The organism is Nocardia sp. NPDC047648, from assembly GCF_040642815.1.
GTDB lineage: Bacteria > Actinomycetota > Actinomycetes > Mycobacteriales > Mycobacteriaceae > Nocardia > Nocardia gamkensis.
Map to the genome: position 1 here is coordinate 25,472 of NZ_JBEYSX010000020.1, position 15,213 is coordinate 40,684.

The 15,213-nt window shown below is 69.8% G+C and carries 14 protein-coding genes; 8 read left to right on the plus strand and 6 right to left on the minus strand.

The features are described 5' to 3' along the window. Positions 1-33: 33 nt before the first annotated feature. Positions 34-612 (plus strand): sigma-70 family RNA polymerase sigma factor, encoded by a 579-nt coding sequence (locus ABZ803_RS31305; protein WP_357044857.1) that lies wholly within the window; start codon positions 34-36, stop codon positions 610-612. Beyond that, positions 605-1,777: an anti-sigma-D factor RsdA gene (locus ABZ803_RS31310; RefSeq protein ID WP_357044859.1), complete on the plus strand. Its 1,173-nt coding sequence runs from the start codon at positions 605-607 to the stop codon at positions 1,775-1,777. The genes ABZ803_RS31305 and ABZ803_RS31310 overlap by 8 nt, the downstream gene beginning before the upstream one ends. 239 nt (positions 1,778-2,016) lie before the next feature. Here the strand turns inward: ABZ803_RS31310 and ABZ803_RS31315 are convergent, their stop codons facing one another. Next, positions 2,017-2,430 (minus strand): DUF5319 domain-containing protein, encoded by a 414-nt coding sequence (locus tag ABZ803_RS31315; RefSeq protein ID WP_039795739.1) that lies wholly within the window; start codon positions 2,428-2,430, stop codon positions 2,017-2,019. A 198-nt stretch (positions 2,431-2,628) separates the two neighbouring features. Here ABZ803_RS31315 and guaB point away from each other — a divergent pair, with 198 nt between their 5' ends. Together guaB and ABZ803_RS31325 are read left to right on the plus strand one after the other, a co-directional pair. Continuing rightward, on the plus strand, positions 2,629-4,200 hold the full coding sequence (gene guaB, locus ABZ803_RS31320) for an IMP dehydrogenase (RefSeq protein WP_357044986.1): 1,572 nt from the start codon (positions 2,629-2,631) through the stop codon (positions 4,198-4,200). A 296-nt stretch (positions 4,201-4,496) separates the two neighbouring features. Beyond that, complete coding sequence (locus ABZ803_RS31325) at positions 4,497-5,660, plus strand: GuaB3 family IMP dehydrogenase-related protein (protein ID WP_357044861.1); 1,164 nt, start codon at positions 4,497-4,499, stop codon at positions 5,658-5,660. Positions 5,661-5,967: 307 nt separating this feature from the next. On the opposite strand, the gene ABZ803_RS31330 is transcribed toward ABZ803_RS31325, so the two are convergent. Continuing rightward, complete coding sequence (locus tag ABZ803_RS31330) at positions 5,968-6,768, minus strand: alpha/beta fold hydrolase (protein ID WP_357044863.1); 801 nt, start codon at positions 6,766-6,768, stop codon at positions 5,968-5,970. A 120-nt stretch (positions 6,769-6,888) separates the two neighbouring features. On the opposite strand from ABZ803_RS31330, the gene guaA reads away from it, so the two are divergent. Then, entirely contained in the window at positions 6,889-8,463 is a 1,575-nt protein-coding gene (guaA, locus tag ABZ803_RS31335) for a glutamine-hydrolyzing GMP synthase (RefSeq protein WP_062973246.1), read from the plus strand. Positions 8,464-8,499: 36 nt separating this feature from the next. Here the strand turns inward: guaA and ABZ803_RS31340 are convergent, their stop codons facing one another. The 3 genes from ABZ803_RS31340 to ABZ803_RS31350 form a co-directional block, all read right to left on the minus strand. Continuing rightward, positions 8,500-8,634 carry a hypothetical protein gene (locus tag ABZ803_RS31340; RefSeq protein WP_357044866.1) on the minus strand — a complete coding sequence of 45 codons (135 nt, stop codon included), beginning with the start codon at positions 8,632-8,634 and terminating at the stop codon, positions 8,500-8,502. Positions 8,635-8,728: 94 nt separating this feature from the next. Further along, complete coding sequence (locus ABZ803_RS31345; protein ID WP_357044868.1) at positions 8,729-8,941, minus strand: hypothetical protein; 213 nt, start codon at positions 8,939-8,941, stop codon at positions 8,729-8,731. Beyond that, positions 8,934-10,529 (minus strand): PspC domain-containing protein, encoded by a 1,596-nt coding sequence (locus tag ABZ803_RS31350; RefSeq protein WP_357044870.1) that lies wholly within the window; start codon positions 10,527-10,529, stop codon positions 8,934-8,936. Before ABZ803_RS31350 ends, ABZ803_RS31345 begins: the two co-directional genes overlap by 8 nt. Positions 10,530-10,837: 308 nt before the next feature. Between ABZ803_RS31350 and ABZ803_RS31355 the strand changes: the two genes are divergently transcribed. After that, complete coding sequence (locus ABZ803_RS31355; protein ID WP_357044988.1) at positions 10,838-12,067, plus strand: PspC domain-containing protein; 1,230 nt, start codon at positions 10,838-10,840, stop codon at positions 12,065-12,067. Between the two features lie 121 nt (positions 12,068-12,188). Continuing rightward, positions 12,189-12,824 (plus strand): response regulator transcription factor, encoded by a 636-nt coding sequence (locus tag ABZ803_RS31360; protein ID WP_040865043.1) that lies wholly within the window; start codon positions 12,189-12,191, stop codon positions 12,822-12,824. A gap of 36 nt (positions 12,825-12,860) precedes the next feature. On the opposite strand, the gene ABZ803_RS31365 is transcribed toward ABZ803_RS31360, so the two are convergent. After that, positions 12,861-13,982, minus strand: a complete 1,122-nt coding sequence (locus ABZ803_RS31365) for a protein kinase (protein ID WP_357044872.1) — start codon at positions 13,980-13,982, stop codon at positions 12,861-12,863. A 516-nt stretch (positions 13,983-14,498) separates the two neighbouring features. Between ABZ803_RS31365 and ABZ803_RS31370 the strand changes: the two genes are divergently transcribed. After that, positions 14,499-15,185, plus strand: a complete 687-nt coding sequence (locus ABZ803_RS31370; protein ID WP_357044875.1) for a hypothetical protein — start codon at positions 14,499-14,501, stop codon at positions 15,183-15,185. Positions 15,186-15,213: the final 28 nt, after the last annotated feature.

Below are 15,213 nucleotides of genomic sequence, written 5' to 3' on the forward strand. Positions count from 1 at the left end.
GTGCCACTTGTAACGCCAGGAATATCTCTGACGATGACGCACACGGGCGAAGAGTTGGACCTCGCCGTCACTGCCGCTGCGCAGGGCGACAGATCCGCTTTAGCTCAGGTACTGGAGATGATCCGCCCGCTGGTGGTGCGCTACTGCCGCGCGCGGATCGGAGCCGCGGAGCGTGGGCAGCTCTCCGCGGACGACGTTGCGCAGGAGGTTTGCCTGGCTGTGATGACAGCCTTGCCCAGGTATCAAGACCAGGGCAGGCCCTTCATGGCCTTTGTTTACGGGATCGCTTCGCACAAGGTCGCCGACGCTCATCGCAATGCCGCCCGTAACAAGGCGGAGGCGATGGCCGAAGTACCAGATGTCATATCCACCGACCAGGGACCGGAACAACGAGCTCTCGAATCAGAGACGAGCAGACAGATGAACCGTTTGCTCGCGACGCTTCCCGAGAAGCACCGAGAGATCTTGATCCTGCGCTTGGTCATGGGTTTGTCAGCGGAAGAAACCGCAGTCGCCGTGGGCAGTACGGCGGGTGCGATCCGGGTGGCCCAACACAGGGCACTCGCGAAACTCAAGTCACAAGTGGCGAGGGCAGGTGAAATGTATGGCTAGGGATGGCGAGCGCGGTCGGGGTGACTGGAAGGCGCGGCTTGGATCGCGAAACAGCGGTCCCTACGCCGAGGCGTCCGGGGACACCGGCCCGGTCGACATCGCAGCGGTACGCCGCGACGATGCTCTGATCGACGCCATCGCCAGCGATGGTCCGGTGCACACCGACAGCGCCGAGGAGTATCAGCTCGCGACGTTGCTCGCGGATTGGCGAGCGGAACTGATCGCACCTCCGATGCCGGCCGAACCGGACCTGGATGCGATCGTGGCCGCGGTGAACCAGGAGATCGGCGCGCGGCAGGTTCGCATCGGGGCGCCCACTGGCGGGCGACTGAGGCTTCTGCGCCCGATCATGGGTGCCGCGGCCGCGCTGGCCTTGGTCTTCGGCGGCATGACGGCGTTCTCGTACAACGCGGAGCCGGGTGATCCGCTGTGGCGGGTCAAGGAGGTCGTGTTCAGCGAACAGGCCCAGACCACCGTGGTGCAGCGTGCGGGCAACGATCTGAACGAGGCGTCGACGCTGGTCACCCAGAATCCCGCAGAGGCGAAGGTGCGCTTGGAGCGGGCCAAGGAGAACGCCGCGCAGGTCAGCGATCCGGATAAGCGCGCCGACCTGATGGCTCAGTGGGAGCGGTTGCTCGCGGCACTGCGCGAGGTGGAACCGGGACTGGCCGACCAGCTCGAGTCGACGGTGCCCAAGACCACCGATCCGCGCGCTACCCCCGGCACCAGCGCGACCACGAAGCCCAGCCAGTCGACCGGCGGGACGTCCACGATCGTGCAGCAGCCGGGCGATTCGACGAAGCCTTCGACCACGGTCGATGCCACCGCTCCGAACGGGGGCGGGACATCGAGCGGCGGTGGAACTTCGAACGGCGGCGGCGCGCCGACCACGGTGCCGCCGGTGACCACGGTGCCGCCGGTGACCACCCAGCCGCCGGCGACCGTGGAACCGACGGTTCCGCAGGAGCCGCCGGTCACGGAGGTCAAGCCGCCGCCTACGGGTGGGCCCACGGCGGACACCGGTAATCCGTCGGCGCCGCAGCCACAGCAGCCGCCCACCGCTCCCACACAGGGCAACACCGGTACGAACGGCAACAATCAGCCGCCGACCTTCAGTGTGCCCGTCATCCCCAACCCGGGGTCGTTCGTGCCGCCCGGTCGCTGACAGACGAAGTACCGCGTAAGGCAAGAACCGATCGCCGGGCAGGCGGTCGGTTTTTTGTTGTCTTTGCGGCGCAGGTCTGCGGGGCGAGGCCCATCGGGCCATGAGTCATCGGCGTGTCGGCCCGCGACGGGGCCTCGATATCCGCTTACCGAAGGTGAGTGTGTGCGTCGAGAATCACATCGGCAAGGGCGAAGTACGCGAGCCTCGAGAGGCCCACGTGCGTATCGGTGAGGGCGGTCTCAGCCGTCGAATCCGTCGAACCCGTCGCCGTGAAAGGCCTCGTTCATCGAGGCGTCCGCGTAGCCCCGGCAGTAGTCCCAGGTGACGTACGCTTCCGGCGTCGGGTCGTAGGCGGGCTCGTGCGGGCGGACCGTGCCGTCGACCAGCAACTGGAGCAAGTTGGCGCGCAACATGTCCCAGTCGTGGTAATGGTCCTGCCTGCAGTCTTCGCAGCTGACCACGAGACCGCGGATGCCGCGGTGGGCCAGCAGCGCCTCGTACACCGCGAGGTCGGCGAGATCCTCCTCGACCGCAAGGCGCTCGTGGGGATCCAGCGGTTCGCCGGGCTCGATGGCGTCGAGCGCGGCGGACGGGTCGGAGGGGTCTCCGGCGAACGGATCCGGCGGCAAGCCAGGTGGTAGATGGTCACGCACATCCCCACGGTACGCAGAACAGGGTGGTCTGCGCCAGCGATGCGGCCCGCCAGTTTCGGTGGTGGGCTCACTTCGTCGGCGAGTTCACCGGACAGATACCATGGAGCACAGGCTACGGCGGGTCCCGACCGCACCGCCGCCGAACCACGTCCATCCCATCAGCCGTCACGGCGCAGGTTATGCCTGCTGCCGGTCGCTATCGACGTCCAGGAGGGGTCGATCCGAATGAGTAATCCCGTACCGGGCGAACGACTCGCAGTCCGCCCTCATACGGGTGGCGACGATCCGAACAAGATCGCCATGCTCGGCCTCACATTCGATGATGTGCTGTTGCTGCCTGCCGCCTCGGATCTCATCCCCAGTTCTGTGGAGACCTCCAGCCGGCTCACCAGGGAGATCCGTTTGCGGACCCCGCTGGTGAGTTCGGCCATGGACACGGTGACCGAGGCGCGGATGGCGATCGCCATGGCCCGCGCGGGCGGCATGGGCGTGTTGCACCGCAACCTCTCGGCAGCCGACCAGGCCGCCCAGGTGGAGACGGTCAAGCGGTCGGAGGCGGGCATGGTCACCGACCCGGTGACCTGCCGCCCGAACGACACTCTCGCCGAGGTCGACGCCATGTGCGCCAGGTTCCGCATCTCCGGCCTTCCGGTGGTGGACGAGACCGGTGCGCTTGTGGGCATCATCACCAACCGCGACATGCGGTTCGAGGTGGACCAGAACCGCCGCGTCGCCGACGTGATGACGAAGGCTCCGCTGATCACCGCGCAGGAGGGCGTGACCGCCGAGGCCGCGCTGGGGCTGCTGCGCAGGCACAAGGTGGAGAAGCTGCCGATCGTCGACGGCAACGGACGCCTGCGCGGCCTGATCACCGTCAAGGACTTCGTCAAGACCGATCAGTACCCCGACGCCACCAAGGACCGTGACGGCCGCCTGCTGGTCGGCGCCGCGGTCGGTGTCGGTGAGGACGCGTGGTCGCGTGCCATGACGCTGGCCGACGCGGGCGTGGACGTGCTGGTGGTGGACACCGCGCACGGTCATCAGGCGCAGGTGCTGCAGATGGTGACCAAGGTCAAGACCGAGGTCGGCGATCGAATCCAGGTGGTCGGCGGCAACGTGGCCACCCGTGCGGGCGCGGCGGCCCTGGTCGAAGCGGGCGCGGACGCGGTCAAGGTGGGCGTCGGCCCCGGCTCCATCTGCACCACCCGCGTCGTCGCGGGCGTCGGCGCGCCGCAGATCACCGCGATCCTGGAGGCGGTCGCCGCGTGCAAGCCCGCGGGCGTCCCGGTGATCGCCGACGGCGGCATCCAGTTCTCCGGCGACATCGCCAAGGCCATCGCCGCCGGCGCGTCCACCGTGATGCTGGGCTCGCTGCTCGCGGGCACCGCCGAGTCGCCGGGCGAGCTGATCCTGGTCGGCGGCAAGCAGTTCAAGAGCTATCGCGGCATGGGCTCGCTGGGCGCCATGCAGGGTCGCGGCCAGGCCAAGTCGTTCTCCAAGGACCGCTACTTCCAGGACGACGTACTGGCCGAGGACAAGCTGGTCCCCGAGGGCATCGAGGGCAGGGTGCCGTTCCGCGGCCCGGTCAACCAGGTGATCCATCAGCTGGTCGGCGGTCTGCGCGCTGCCATGGGCTACACCGGCTCCCAGTCGATCGCGCATCTGCAGGAGGCCCAGTTCGTGCAGATCACCGCGGCGGGCCTCAAAGAGAGCCATCCGCACGACATCACCATGACCGTCGAGGCCCCTAACTACACGGGACGCGGTTAGCCCACTAGGTTCATGTACAGGACCAACCGGTCCGTGCATGATTAGAGCCGGCTGACCGGCTGTGGCGGTGAGCAGGCTGGGCGGTGGCCGGCGGCGCGTTTCATGCTGCCCGCCTGCCCCCGCAAATGACCACTGGAGGCGCGCGTCTTACGAGCGCCGTTCGCGGCCCGGCTCGTGTCCGAGTGGGCGAAGCGCATGCGACGAAGTCGCGAGTCTCGCCCGCTCGGACACGAGCCATGAGGGGGCCGCGAACACGCAGCGCCGCAGGCGCTGCAAATTAGACAAGGAGATTTCGCGTGCGCGACATGGTGGAGATCGGCATGGGCCGGACCGCCCGGCGTACCTATGAGCTGGACGACGTCGACATCGTCCCCTCGCGCCGGACCCGCTCGTCGAAGCAGGTCTCGCTGTCCTGGCAGCTGGACGCCTACCGTTTCGAGATCCCGTTTCTCGCGCATCCCACCGACGCGCTGGTATCGCCGGAGTTCGCCATCGAGCTCGGCCGCCTCGGCGGGCTCGGCGTGATCAACGGCGAGGGTCTGTGGGCGCGGCACGCCGATGTCGGTGCGAAGATCGACCAGCTGCTCGAGCTGGTCGGCAAGGGCGGCTACGAACGCGCCGTGGCGTTGCTGCAGGAACTGCACGCCGCGCCGATGCAGCCGGACCTGCTCGCCGCCGCGGTCGCGCAGGTCCGCGCCGCCGGTGTCACCGTGGCGGTGCGGGTGAGCCCGCAGAACGCGCGCACGCTCACCCCGGCGCTGCTGCAGGCGGGCATCGACCTGCTCGTGGTGCACGGCACGATCATCTCCGCCGAGCATGTCGGCGACGGTGAGCCGTTGAATCTGAAGACCTTCATCGCCGAGCTGGACGTGCCCGTGGTCGCGGGCGGCGTGAGCGATCACCGCACCGCGCTGCACCTGATGCGCACCGGGGCGGCGGGTGTCATCGTCGGCTACGGCTCCTACCCCGGCGCGACGACCACCGGCGAGGTGCTGGGCATCGGCGTGCCGATGGCCACCGCGATCGCGGATGCCGCCGCCGCGCGCCGCGACTACCTGGACGAGACCGGCGGCCGCTACGTGCACGTCATCGCGGACGGCGACGTCGCCACCTCGGGGCAGCTGGCCAAGGCGATCGCGTGCGGCGCGGACGCCGCCATGCTCGGAGTTCCGCTCGCCGTGGCGGCGGAGGCGCCGGGCCGCGGCTGGTACTGGCCGTCGGCGGCCGCGCACCCTTCGGTTCCGCGCGGGTCGCTGCTGCACGTCGACGATCCGTGGGATCTCGGTGGTGAGCCGGTCGGTGACACGGTGCGCCCGAGCCTGGAGCGGGTGCTGTTCGGGCCGTCCGACGATCCGTTCGGCTCGCTGAACCTGGTTGGTGGACTGCGTCGTTCGATGGCCAAGGCCGGTTACTCGGATCTGAAGGAATTCCAGAAGGTCGGCCTCAGCGTGCGCGCCTGAGCTCTGTTCGATTTGCAGCGCCTGCGGCGCTGCGTGTTCGCGGCCCCTTATGGCTCGCGTTCCAGCGGTCGAGACTCGCGCCTGCGGTGCATGCGCTTCGACCGCTGGAACGCGTGCCGGGCCGCGAACGGCGTTCATAAGACTCGTTTCTCCGGTGAGCGCCGGGTGGCTCGGAGGCGTGCGGGCCGTGTACAACGGCAGGCCGTTGCTCGGCTCGCCCACCGCCGAGGTACCGACGTATTTCGCGCACCATGAGGCATGCGGCTTTGTGCCGCAAACATTTACGCGGTGCTCGCGCGGGCCGGGTTCAGCGCACGCGGGTCGGTTTCGTTCGTGCGCGCAGGAATTGCTGGATCGCGTGATTCACCGGCTCGGGGTGGGTCATCGTCACCGCCAGTCGGGCGTCCGCGATCTCGATGAACGTGGCGCCGGACAGGCCGTGGGCCAGTTCCTGAGCGCGTGCGCGGTCCATACCGCTGTGGGTGGGATGGATCACCAGAGCGGGACAAGCGATTTCGCGCAGGCGATCCAGCACCGAATCCCGGCTGAGCAGGCAGCCTGCCGCGACCTCGATGCCGCGGCGGTCGCGCACCAGCCAGCGCTGGGTCCAGATCTGGCGGTACCACTCGTCGTCGCCGATCAGCCAGGAAGCCAGCTGGTGCACGGCCCGTTCGCGGGAGCCGTCGTCGTACCACTCTTCGAGGAATTTCTGGGTGGCGGTGGACTGCTGCGGGGTGGGCCCGTGCGCTTCGGTGCTGATCAGGATCAGCGCGGAGACGCGTTCCGGTGCGATCAAGGCGGTGCGCAGCGCAGTGAAGCCGCCCTGGGCGGTGCCGCCGATGACGGCCTGTTCGGCGCCGAGATGATCGAGGATGGTCAGCGCGTCGCGGGCCGCGGTCCAGTAGGTGAAGGGTAGGCCCTCGTCCCTGGTGCGGCCGTGGCCGCGGGCATCCCAGGAGACGATCCGGAACTCCGGTGCGAGCGCGGCCATTTGGGCGGCGAACATGGTGCGGTCCATGAAGAACTCGTGCGCCAGCAGTACCACCGGGCCGTCCCCGCCGCTGTCCTCGTAATGGATGTCGGCATCGATCGCGCGGGCGAAGGGCACGAGCAGAAGGATAACCAGCCGGCCCGGCCACGGGTGACGATTCGGGCGGTCGGCTCGCCTCCCGCGCGAGGGGCGCTGTGCCGATGATTCGCTCGTTTCGCCGCTCACTAAACTGGGTGGGTGGCACAAACCCAGAGACCGGTCCTCGTCGTCGACTTCGGAGCACAGTACGCCCAGCTGATCGCGCGGCGGGTTCGCGAGTCGAGCGTGTTCTCGGAGGTGGTTCCGCACACCGCGACGGTGGAGGAGATCGCCGACAAGCAGCCGCTCGCGGTGATCCTCTCCGGCGGCCCGGCCAGCGTGTACGCCGAGGGCGCGCCGCAGCTGGACCCGCGGTTGTTCGAGCTGGGACTGCCGGTCTTCGGCATCTGCTACGGCTTCCAGGCGATGGCGCAGGCACTCGGTGGCACGGTCGCGCACACCGGCACTCGCGAATACGGGCGCACCGAACTCAACATCGATGGCGGTTTGCTGCACGGCGGCCTGCCCACCATTCAGCCGGTGTGGATGAGCCACGGCGACGCGGTCACCGACGCGCCGGAGGGCTTCGAGGTCACCGGCACCACCGCGGGCGCTCCGGTCGCCGCGTTCGAGGACCGGGCGCGCCGCCTGGCCGGTGTGCAGTACCACCCGGAGGTGCTGCATTCGCCGCACGGCCAGCAGGTGCTGAGCAGGTTCCTGCACGAACTCGCGGGCATCCCCTCCACCTGGACTCCGGCGAACATCGCCGACTCGCTGGTCGCCTCGGTGCGTGAGCAGATCGGTGACCGGCACGCGATCTGCGGGTTGTCCGGCGGGGTGGACAGCGCCGTCGCCGCCGCCCTGGTGCAGCGCGCCATCGGCGACCGGCTGACCTGCGTGTTCGTCGACCATGGTCTTCTGCGGGCCGGGGAGCGCGAGCAGGTGCAGCAGGATTTCGTCGCCGCGACCGGCGCCAAGCTGGTGACCGTCGACGCGGTGGACAAATTCCTCGGCGAGTTGAAGGGCGTGACCGATCCCGAGGAGAAGCGCAAGACCATCGGCCGGGAGTTCATCCGGTCCTTCGAGGACGCGGTGGGCGAGGTGGTGCTCGAGCACGGCGAGGCCGACGGCGCGGCGCCGAAGGTCGAGTTCCTGGTGCAGGGCACGCTCTACCCGGACGTCGTGGAGTCCGGCGGCGGCACCGGCACCGCGAACATCAAAAGCCATCACAATGTCGGCGGCCTGCCCGACGACCTGGAGTTCGAACTCGTCGAACCGCTGCGGCTGCTGTTCAAGGACGAGGTGCGCGCGGTCGGCCGCGAACTCGGGCTGCCGGAGGAAATCGTCGCCCGCCAACCCTTCCCCGGGCCCGGTCTCGCCATCCGGATCGTCGGTGAGGTGACCGCGGATCGGCTGGAGACGCTGCGCCAGGCCGATGCCATCGCCCGCGAGGAATTGACCGCGGCCGGTCTGGACGGACAGATCTGGCAGTGCCCGGTCGTGCTGCTCGCGGATGTCCGCAGCGTCGGCGTCCAGGGTGACGGCCGCACCTACGGTCACCCGATCGTGCTGCGCCCGGTCTCCAGCGAGGACGCCATGACCGCCGACTGGACCCGGCTGCCCTACGAGGTGCTCGAACGCATCTCCACCCGGATCACCAACGAGGTGCCGGAGGTCAACCGCGTGGTCTTGGACGTGACCAGCAAGCCGCCGGGCACCATCGAGTGGGAGTGATCTCCGGCCGGTAGCCGCTCCTCGTCACCGAGGAGGTCAGCGGGGGCGGTGGAAGGCGCTGTGCAGAATCAGGTGCCCCAGCAGCGCACCGTTGGCGCTGCCTGGGCGGGGATCCGGCGGTGTGGTCCGCGCGGTGGGGCGCGCCGGATCGGTGGGTTCGTCGGTGTTCATTCGATTCTCCTGTCGTACGACGACCAGGGGTCCGGCCCGGATGATCGCTGGGGATGAACGTGGCACGGCCCGTCCGGTTGGACGGGCCGTGCGGTCATTTACGGGGAGAGATCACCAGCAGTATGCCGATGACGATCGCGGCGATCACGACGATCCAACCGATCGGGATCATGCTGGCCGCGGGCCAGGACGCCGGACCGACGAAAGCCCAGACGCTGATCGCGATGGACAGCAAACCCGCGATGAGCAGCGAGGCGGCGGGGCCGCGGCGGGAATCGGTCGTCTTTTCGCGCTCGGGCTCAGCCACGTCGCACCTCCACGTTTCCGGCGCGGACGTCGACGTTCAGTTCGAGCACCGGCGCGCCGAGAGTATTCGGACCGCTGATGCCGTCGGTGCAGAGGGCGTCGGCCATGGTCGCTGTGCAGTGGGTGCGGACGGTCATGTCCGCCGGAAGCAGGACGCGGGCTTCGCCCATCCGCACGTCGACGTCCACGGTGCGGTTCTCGGTCAGTTTCACCGACCGCAGGTCAAGCGTGCCCGAGCCCATGGTCACCTGGTAGTTCGACGCCAGTTCCGCCACGGAAGCGGGCGCCCAGGTGTGGTTGCCCATCGCGGCCTGATCGAACTCGACCGGACCGACGGCGGAGGCGAGCAGCACGAATCCCGCGAGCGGCGCGGTGAGCACGAGCAACCCGTAGCCACGCCGCAGGAACGCGCCGAGCACCAGGCCCAGGCCGATCACGGCCAGCGCCGCGGCGGCGATCCGGCCCGGCGTCATCCATTCCGCGCCCGAGGCGGCCGCCGCACCCGCGCCCGCCGCCGCCAGGATGGCCAGGCCGAGCACCACCGGCGTCAGGCGCGAGCGCGGACGCTGCTGCGGCGGAGCGACGACGGTACGGGCCGGTGCGGGGTCGGGGAGGTCCCAGGCGAGTGGGGCGACGCCGAGCGGGTCCCAGGACGGCGGGGTCGGGCCGGCGATGATCGCGGGGTGAGCGGCGGCGGGGCGGCGCTGGCTAGGAAGCTCGGTCTTGTCGCCGGCCGAGGGCATAGGACCGACATGGCCGATGGCAGCCGGATCCGATTCGGCTCGGTGACCGACGGCCGCGTTCGATTCGGTTCGCATGCCGGTGGACGACCCCGGTCCGGCATCGGTGGCCCCTCCGGTGGGTGGCGCCGCCGGCTTGTCCAGCACCACGGTCGCGGGGTCGTCGGCTTGCTCCTCGGCGGCGGGCTTGTGCAGTGGGACAGTTGCCGCATCGCCATTCGCGGCGGGCACGGGCGTCTCGGGGAGATATGTCTCCGGCAGCTTGGTGTACGGCGTGTACACCGAGGTCGGCGGCACGTACAGGTCACCGACGGTCCGGGTCGCTCCCTGCGGGAAGACCGCGCCGGGGTAGCCGGTGGCGGTGATCCCGCCGTCCGGGGCGAATCCGCCGAACGCCTCGGTGGTTCCGGGTGGCGGGTTGGGTGTGCGCAGATGCAGCATCCACCAGCCGGCCAGCATCAGCGCGAGGCTGATCAGGCCGGATCCGCCGAGACCGACACCGACCGGGCCCATCGTGCTGACCGCGATGGCCAGCGCCACGATCAGCACGATGGTCTTGGTCTGCGACTGCGAGCTGTGACCCTTGCCGACCAGTGATTCGGCCGCGGACGCCGGGTCGCCCGCCGCGCTCAGCAGCAGCCAGGCCAGCAGGTAGAGCACCAGGCCCGCGCCGCCGAAGATCGTCGAGACGACGAACGCGACGCGAACCAGCACCGGATCGATCTCGTAGCGCCGCGCGAACCCCGCCGCGACGCCCGCGATAGGCCCCTGTCGCGGCAATCGGACCGGCCGGGTCTGCCATATCTGCTGGACCTGGTCGCCGAAGCTCGTTTTCGTCATGTCTCCCATGGTGTGCCGACCCGCGGAATCGGCGCATCGGGGGGAACCCTGAAAAACGGCCTGAACACTTTGGACCGATCCACTGATGTAGCGATTGTCCAGCAATGCCGAGTTTCGCTGATCCGGCAGCTTCTGCGCTGGTCGGCGCGGGTGCCGCTGGTCGAGATCAGGGTGAATCCGGATGGCTGGCAGCTGCGTTGTCGGGCAGTATCGAAGACATGTACCCGTCTGTTCCCGCGTTCGACACTCGGGGGTTCGACGCTGCGCGCGGACCGGGCCCCGCGCCCGCGCCGGTCCCCGGGCCGCCGCAGGCGCGGATGTTCCGCCGCTCGGGTGGCCGGGTCGTCGGCGGTGTGGCGGGCGGTCTGGCCGACCATCTGGGCGTCGACGTGTTCAAGGTGCGGATGGCGTTCGTGCTGCTGTGCGCGCTGGCCGGGGCGGGCATCGCCGCCTACGGGCTGCTGTGGATCTTCACGCCCGGTGGGTCGGACCAGGCGAAACCTTCCGGTTCCGAGCGGCGGCAGGCGATCGGGCTGGCCATGCTCGGGCTGGGGCTCGCGGTCGCCGTGTCGTGGGTGTTCAGCGGGACGGCGGCGAAGGTGATCGCGCCGATCATCGTGGTGGCGGTCGGCGCGGCGCTGGTGTGGCGGGAGTACGACGTCGACGGGCCGCGTTCGCTGCTCGGGCTGCCCGCACGGCCCTCGGTCATCACCTGGTCCCGGATCGTCGCCGGTGCGACGTTGATCGTGGTGGGCCTCGGGGTGGTGGTGCTGGCGCGGATCGATCTCAGCTCACTCGGCTCGGCGCTGCTCGCGGTGGCGGTCACCCTGGTCGGCGCCGGACTGCTGACGGTTCCGCTGTGGCTGCGCATGATGCGCGCGCTGAACGCCGAGCGCGCCGCCCGCATCCGCAACGAGGAACGCGAGGAGATCGCCTCGCATCTGCACGATTCCGTACTCCAGACGCTCGCGCTCATCCAGCGCCAGGCCGACGACCCGCAGGAGGTGCTGCGGCTGGCCCGCAGCCAGGAGCGGGAACTGCGGAAATGGTTGTTCGAGGATTCCGGCCCCGCGCAGTCGAGCCTGGCCGCGGCCCTGCGGACCATCGCGGGCGAGGTGGAGGACCAGCACGGCGTGAAGGTGGCGCCGGTGACCGTCGGCGATGTGTCGATGGACATCGACGGTTCCGGATCCGGTCTGCCGAAGGAGCACTTCACCGCGCTGCTCGGCGCGAGCAGGGAAGCGCTGGTCAATGCCGCGAAGCACGCGGGCGTCCCGGAGATCGATCTGTTCGCCGAGGTCGAGCCGCATCAGGTGAGCGTCTTCGTGCGTGACCGCGGCTCCGGCTTCGACCTCGCGTCCGTGCCGGAGGATCGCCGGGGCCTGGCCAAATCCATTCGCGGCCGGATCGAGCGCCGCGGCGGTCAGGTGGACATCCTGTCGAGACCGGGCCGTGGCACCGAGGTACGGATCATCATGCCGCGCACCGATTCCGGCTGCCCCGCCCACGACGAGGAGCCCGCCCCCGCCGCGGGCGTCGTCCGCTAGTCGTCCGTTTCTCGCGGATCCGCAGGGTCCGCACAGCTGCCGTGGAGCGCGCGAGCAGCGCGCGGGGGATGAGTGTGGTACCGGTTGGGGGTCATGGGTCGGTTAGGAGAAGTAGGTGGCCGTGCGGGTCTTTCTCGTCGATGATCACGCCGTTTTCCGGTCGGGTGTGCGTGCGGAGTTGAGCCGGGAGGCGGATATGGAGGTGGTCGGGGAGGCCGGCGGGGTGGCGGAGGCGGTGGCCGGGATCAACGCCGAGCGCCCGGACGTCGTCCTGCTCGACGTGCACATGCCCGACGGCGGCGGGGTGGCGGTGCTGGCCGGCATCGAGCCGGGGCCGGTGTGCCTGGCGTTGAGCGTGTCCGATGCGGCGGAGGACGTGATCGCGGTGATCCGGGCCGGGGCGAGAGGGTATGTGACGAAGACGATTTCGGGATCCGAGCTGGCCGACGGCATCCGCCGGGTGGCGGGCGGCGATGCGGTCTTCAGCCCGCGCCTGGCCGGCTTCGTGCTGGACTCGTTCACCGGAAGGTCCCCGGTACCCGAACCACCCCTGGATCCCGAACTCGACTCGCTGACCCCGCGCGAGTTGGAGGTGCTGCGCCTGCTCGCGCGCGGCTACACCTACCGTGAGATCGCCGAATCCCTGTTCATCTCCGTCAAAACCGTGGAGACGCACGCCTCCAACGTGCTGCGTAAGACTCAGCAGTCCAACCGCAACGCCCTGACCCGCTGGGCTCACCGCCGCCGCATCGACTGACGGCCGCGCGCCTGCTGCCGGTGCGGTGCGCCGACGTCAGAGGACGGCGACGATGATCCCGATGATGATGATCAGGCCGATCAGCAGTCCCACGGCGATGGCCAGAGGGGCATTGTTCGGCTGGGGATTCCTGGCGCGCTGCGGGGTAGCGGCCGCGGTCGCGCCCGCGTGGTTGCGGTGCGGGCGGGGCAGCGGGGCGGAGTGCGGGCTGCGGATCCCGGACGCCGAATTGCGCGCGGCCCAGGAGGGGATGGTTCCGTCCTCGGTGCGGACGGGCGCGCCGAGGATGTGCGGGCCGGTGCCGGGACCGAAAGCGGCGGTGAGGATCTCGTCTCGTGCCTCGGCCATGGTCGGGCGGCGCTGCGGCGCGGGCTCCATCATGTGCAGCAGGGCCTGGGTGAGCACACCGCTGCGGGTCGGCGGGATGATCTGCGCCATGGCGGCGCGGTGCACGATGACATCGCTGTCCTCGTCGAAGCCGAACGGCGGCTGCCCTTCGATCGCGGTGTAGAGCGTGGCGCCCAGGGAGAACACGTCGCTGGCCTTGGTCGGCTGGGCTCCGCGCGCCACCTCGGGGGGCAGATAGGAGGGGGTGCCGGTGATCACGCCGTCCGGTTCGTCGGACAGATCGCCCGCACCCCGGGAGATACCGAAGTCGCTGAGTTTCGCCATACCGACGCCGGGGCCGCGGTCGGCGACGAGGATGTTGCCCGGCTTGATATCCCGGTGCACGATGCCGACCGCGTGCGCGGCGGCGAGCGCGTCGGCGACCTGAGCGCCGATCTGCGCGACCTCGATCGGCGGCAGCGTGTCGACCAGCGCGAGCGCCTTCGCGACGCTGCGGGAGGGTAGGTGCTCCATCACCAACCAGGGCTCACCGGCCTCGAGCACCACGTCGTACACGGCGATCGCGTGGTCGTGCGAGAGTTTCGCGGCGACCCGGCCCTCGTGCAGGATCTGGCTGCGGACCGCCTCCGCTTCTGCCTCACCGAGCCCGGCCGTGGTGAGCACCTGCTTGATCGCGACGTCCCGGTCGAGCAGGCGATCGTGCGCCAGCCAGACCGCGCCCATGCCGCCGCCGCCCAGCTTCGACTGGAGGCGATAGCGGCCTGCGACGAGATATTGGGGGCCGACAGTGGGACGAGCGCGTTCGGTCACGGGTGCAGGGTAGCGGAAAATGAGGCTAGCTGGCCTGATTCGTGTTCGCGCATAGGGCGAGACACGGGGCACGGCCATGTGCCGCGCCCGCTCGCCGGCGCTCGGTCGGGATGCGTGTCACACACCATACCGATGATTGGGTGCCGTTGTGTCGTAGCCGGGCATGCGCCGGGTTCGCTCCCGGCCCATGGCGGTGGCTGCGTAGCCGGTTTGCCGAGCCGGGCACCGTCACCACGGCGGGGACGCGCGACACGAAGCCCTCCGCTCTTGACGAAACCCAGGGGTCGGTTTCTACTGAGTCGGTATCGAACGTATATTCGATATCAATCGATAGCTGAATCGGTGCTGTGCTTGAAACGAGGGCAGCTCCGCCATGCTTCGCCTCGGGTCCATCGTGGGAAGTGGGTGGTTGAGATGGGTTCGGATGCGATATCGCAGGGAGGGGTGAATCGGGGAGCGCTGCGGCGCGATGGTGGGCGGGAGGATGCTCCTTCCCTAGCTGAACTGCGCAGACGCATGGCCGCGGTGCCGGGGCGCGGTGAATCCGCGGCGCAGCGGGTCCCGCTCGGCACCGAATCGCGCCGCGCGGCATTGCCGGTGCCTGCGGCGCTCGCGCCCCTGTTGCCCGATGGTGGCCTGCCCAAGGGTTCCGTGGTGGCGTACACGGGGGCGAGCTCGTTGCTGGCCGGTCTGCTCGCCGCGGTGACCGAGGGCGGTGGGCATGCCGCGGTGGTCGGCATGCCCCGGCTCGGTCTGCTCGCCGCGGTGGAGATGGGGGCACAGCTGCGGCGGCTGGCCGTGATCGCCGACCCCGGCCCCGATCCGGTGGAGGTGGCCGCGGTGCTGCTGGACGGGCTCGATCTGGTCGTGCTCGGACTCGGCGGCGGCGCCGTCGCGCCCGCGCGCAGCCGGGTGATCGCGGCCCGCGCCCGTAACAAGGGCGCCACCCTCGTGGTTGCCGACGGTCGCTGGCCCGGCGCGTCCCTCCAGCTCGACGCCCGAATCGCGGGTTATGCCGGTCTCGGCCGCGGGCGCGGACGCTTGCGTTCGCTCGGCGTGACGGTCGAGGTGCGTGGCAAGGCGGGACCGCCACGGCGCGGACGGCTGGATCTGTGCCCGAATGCGGGGCGCGTGGAATGGGTGCTGCGCGAGAAGTCCGCCCGGACAGCCGAAGTCGCCGACGCGCAGGAGGCGGTCTCGTGAGTGCGCCCGTGGGGGACGAAGGTCGTTC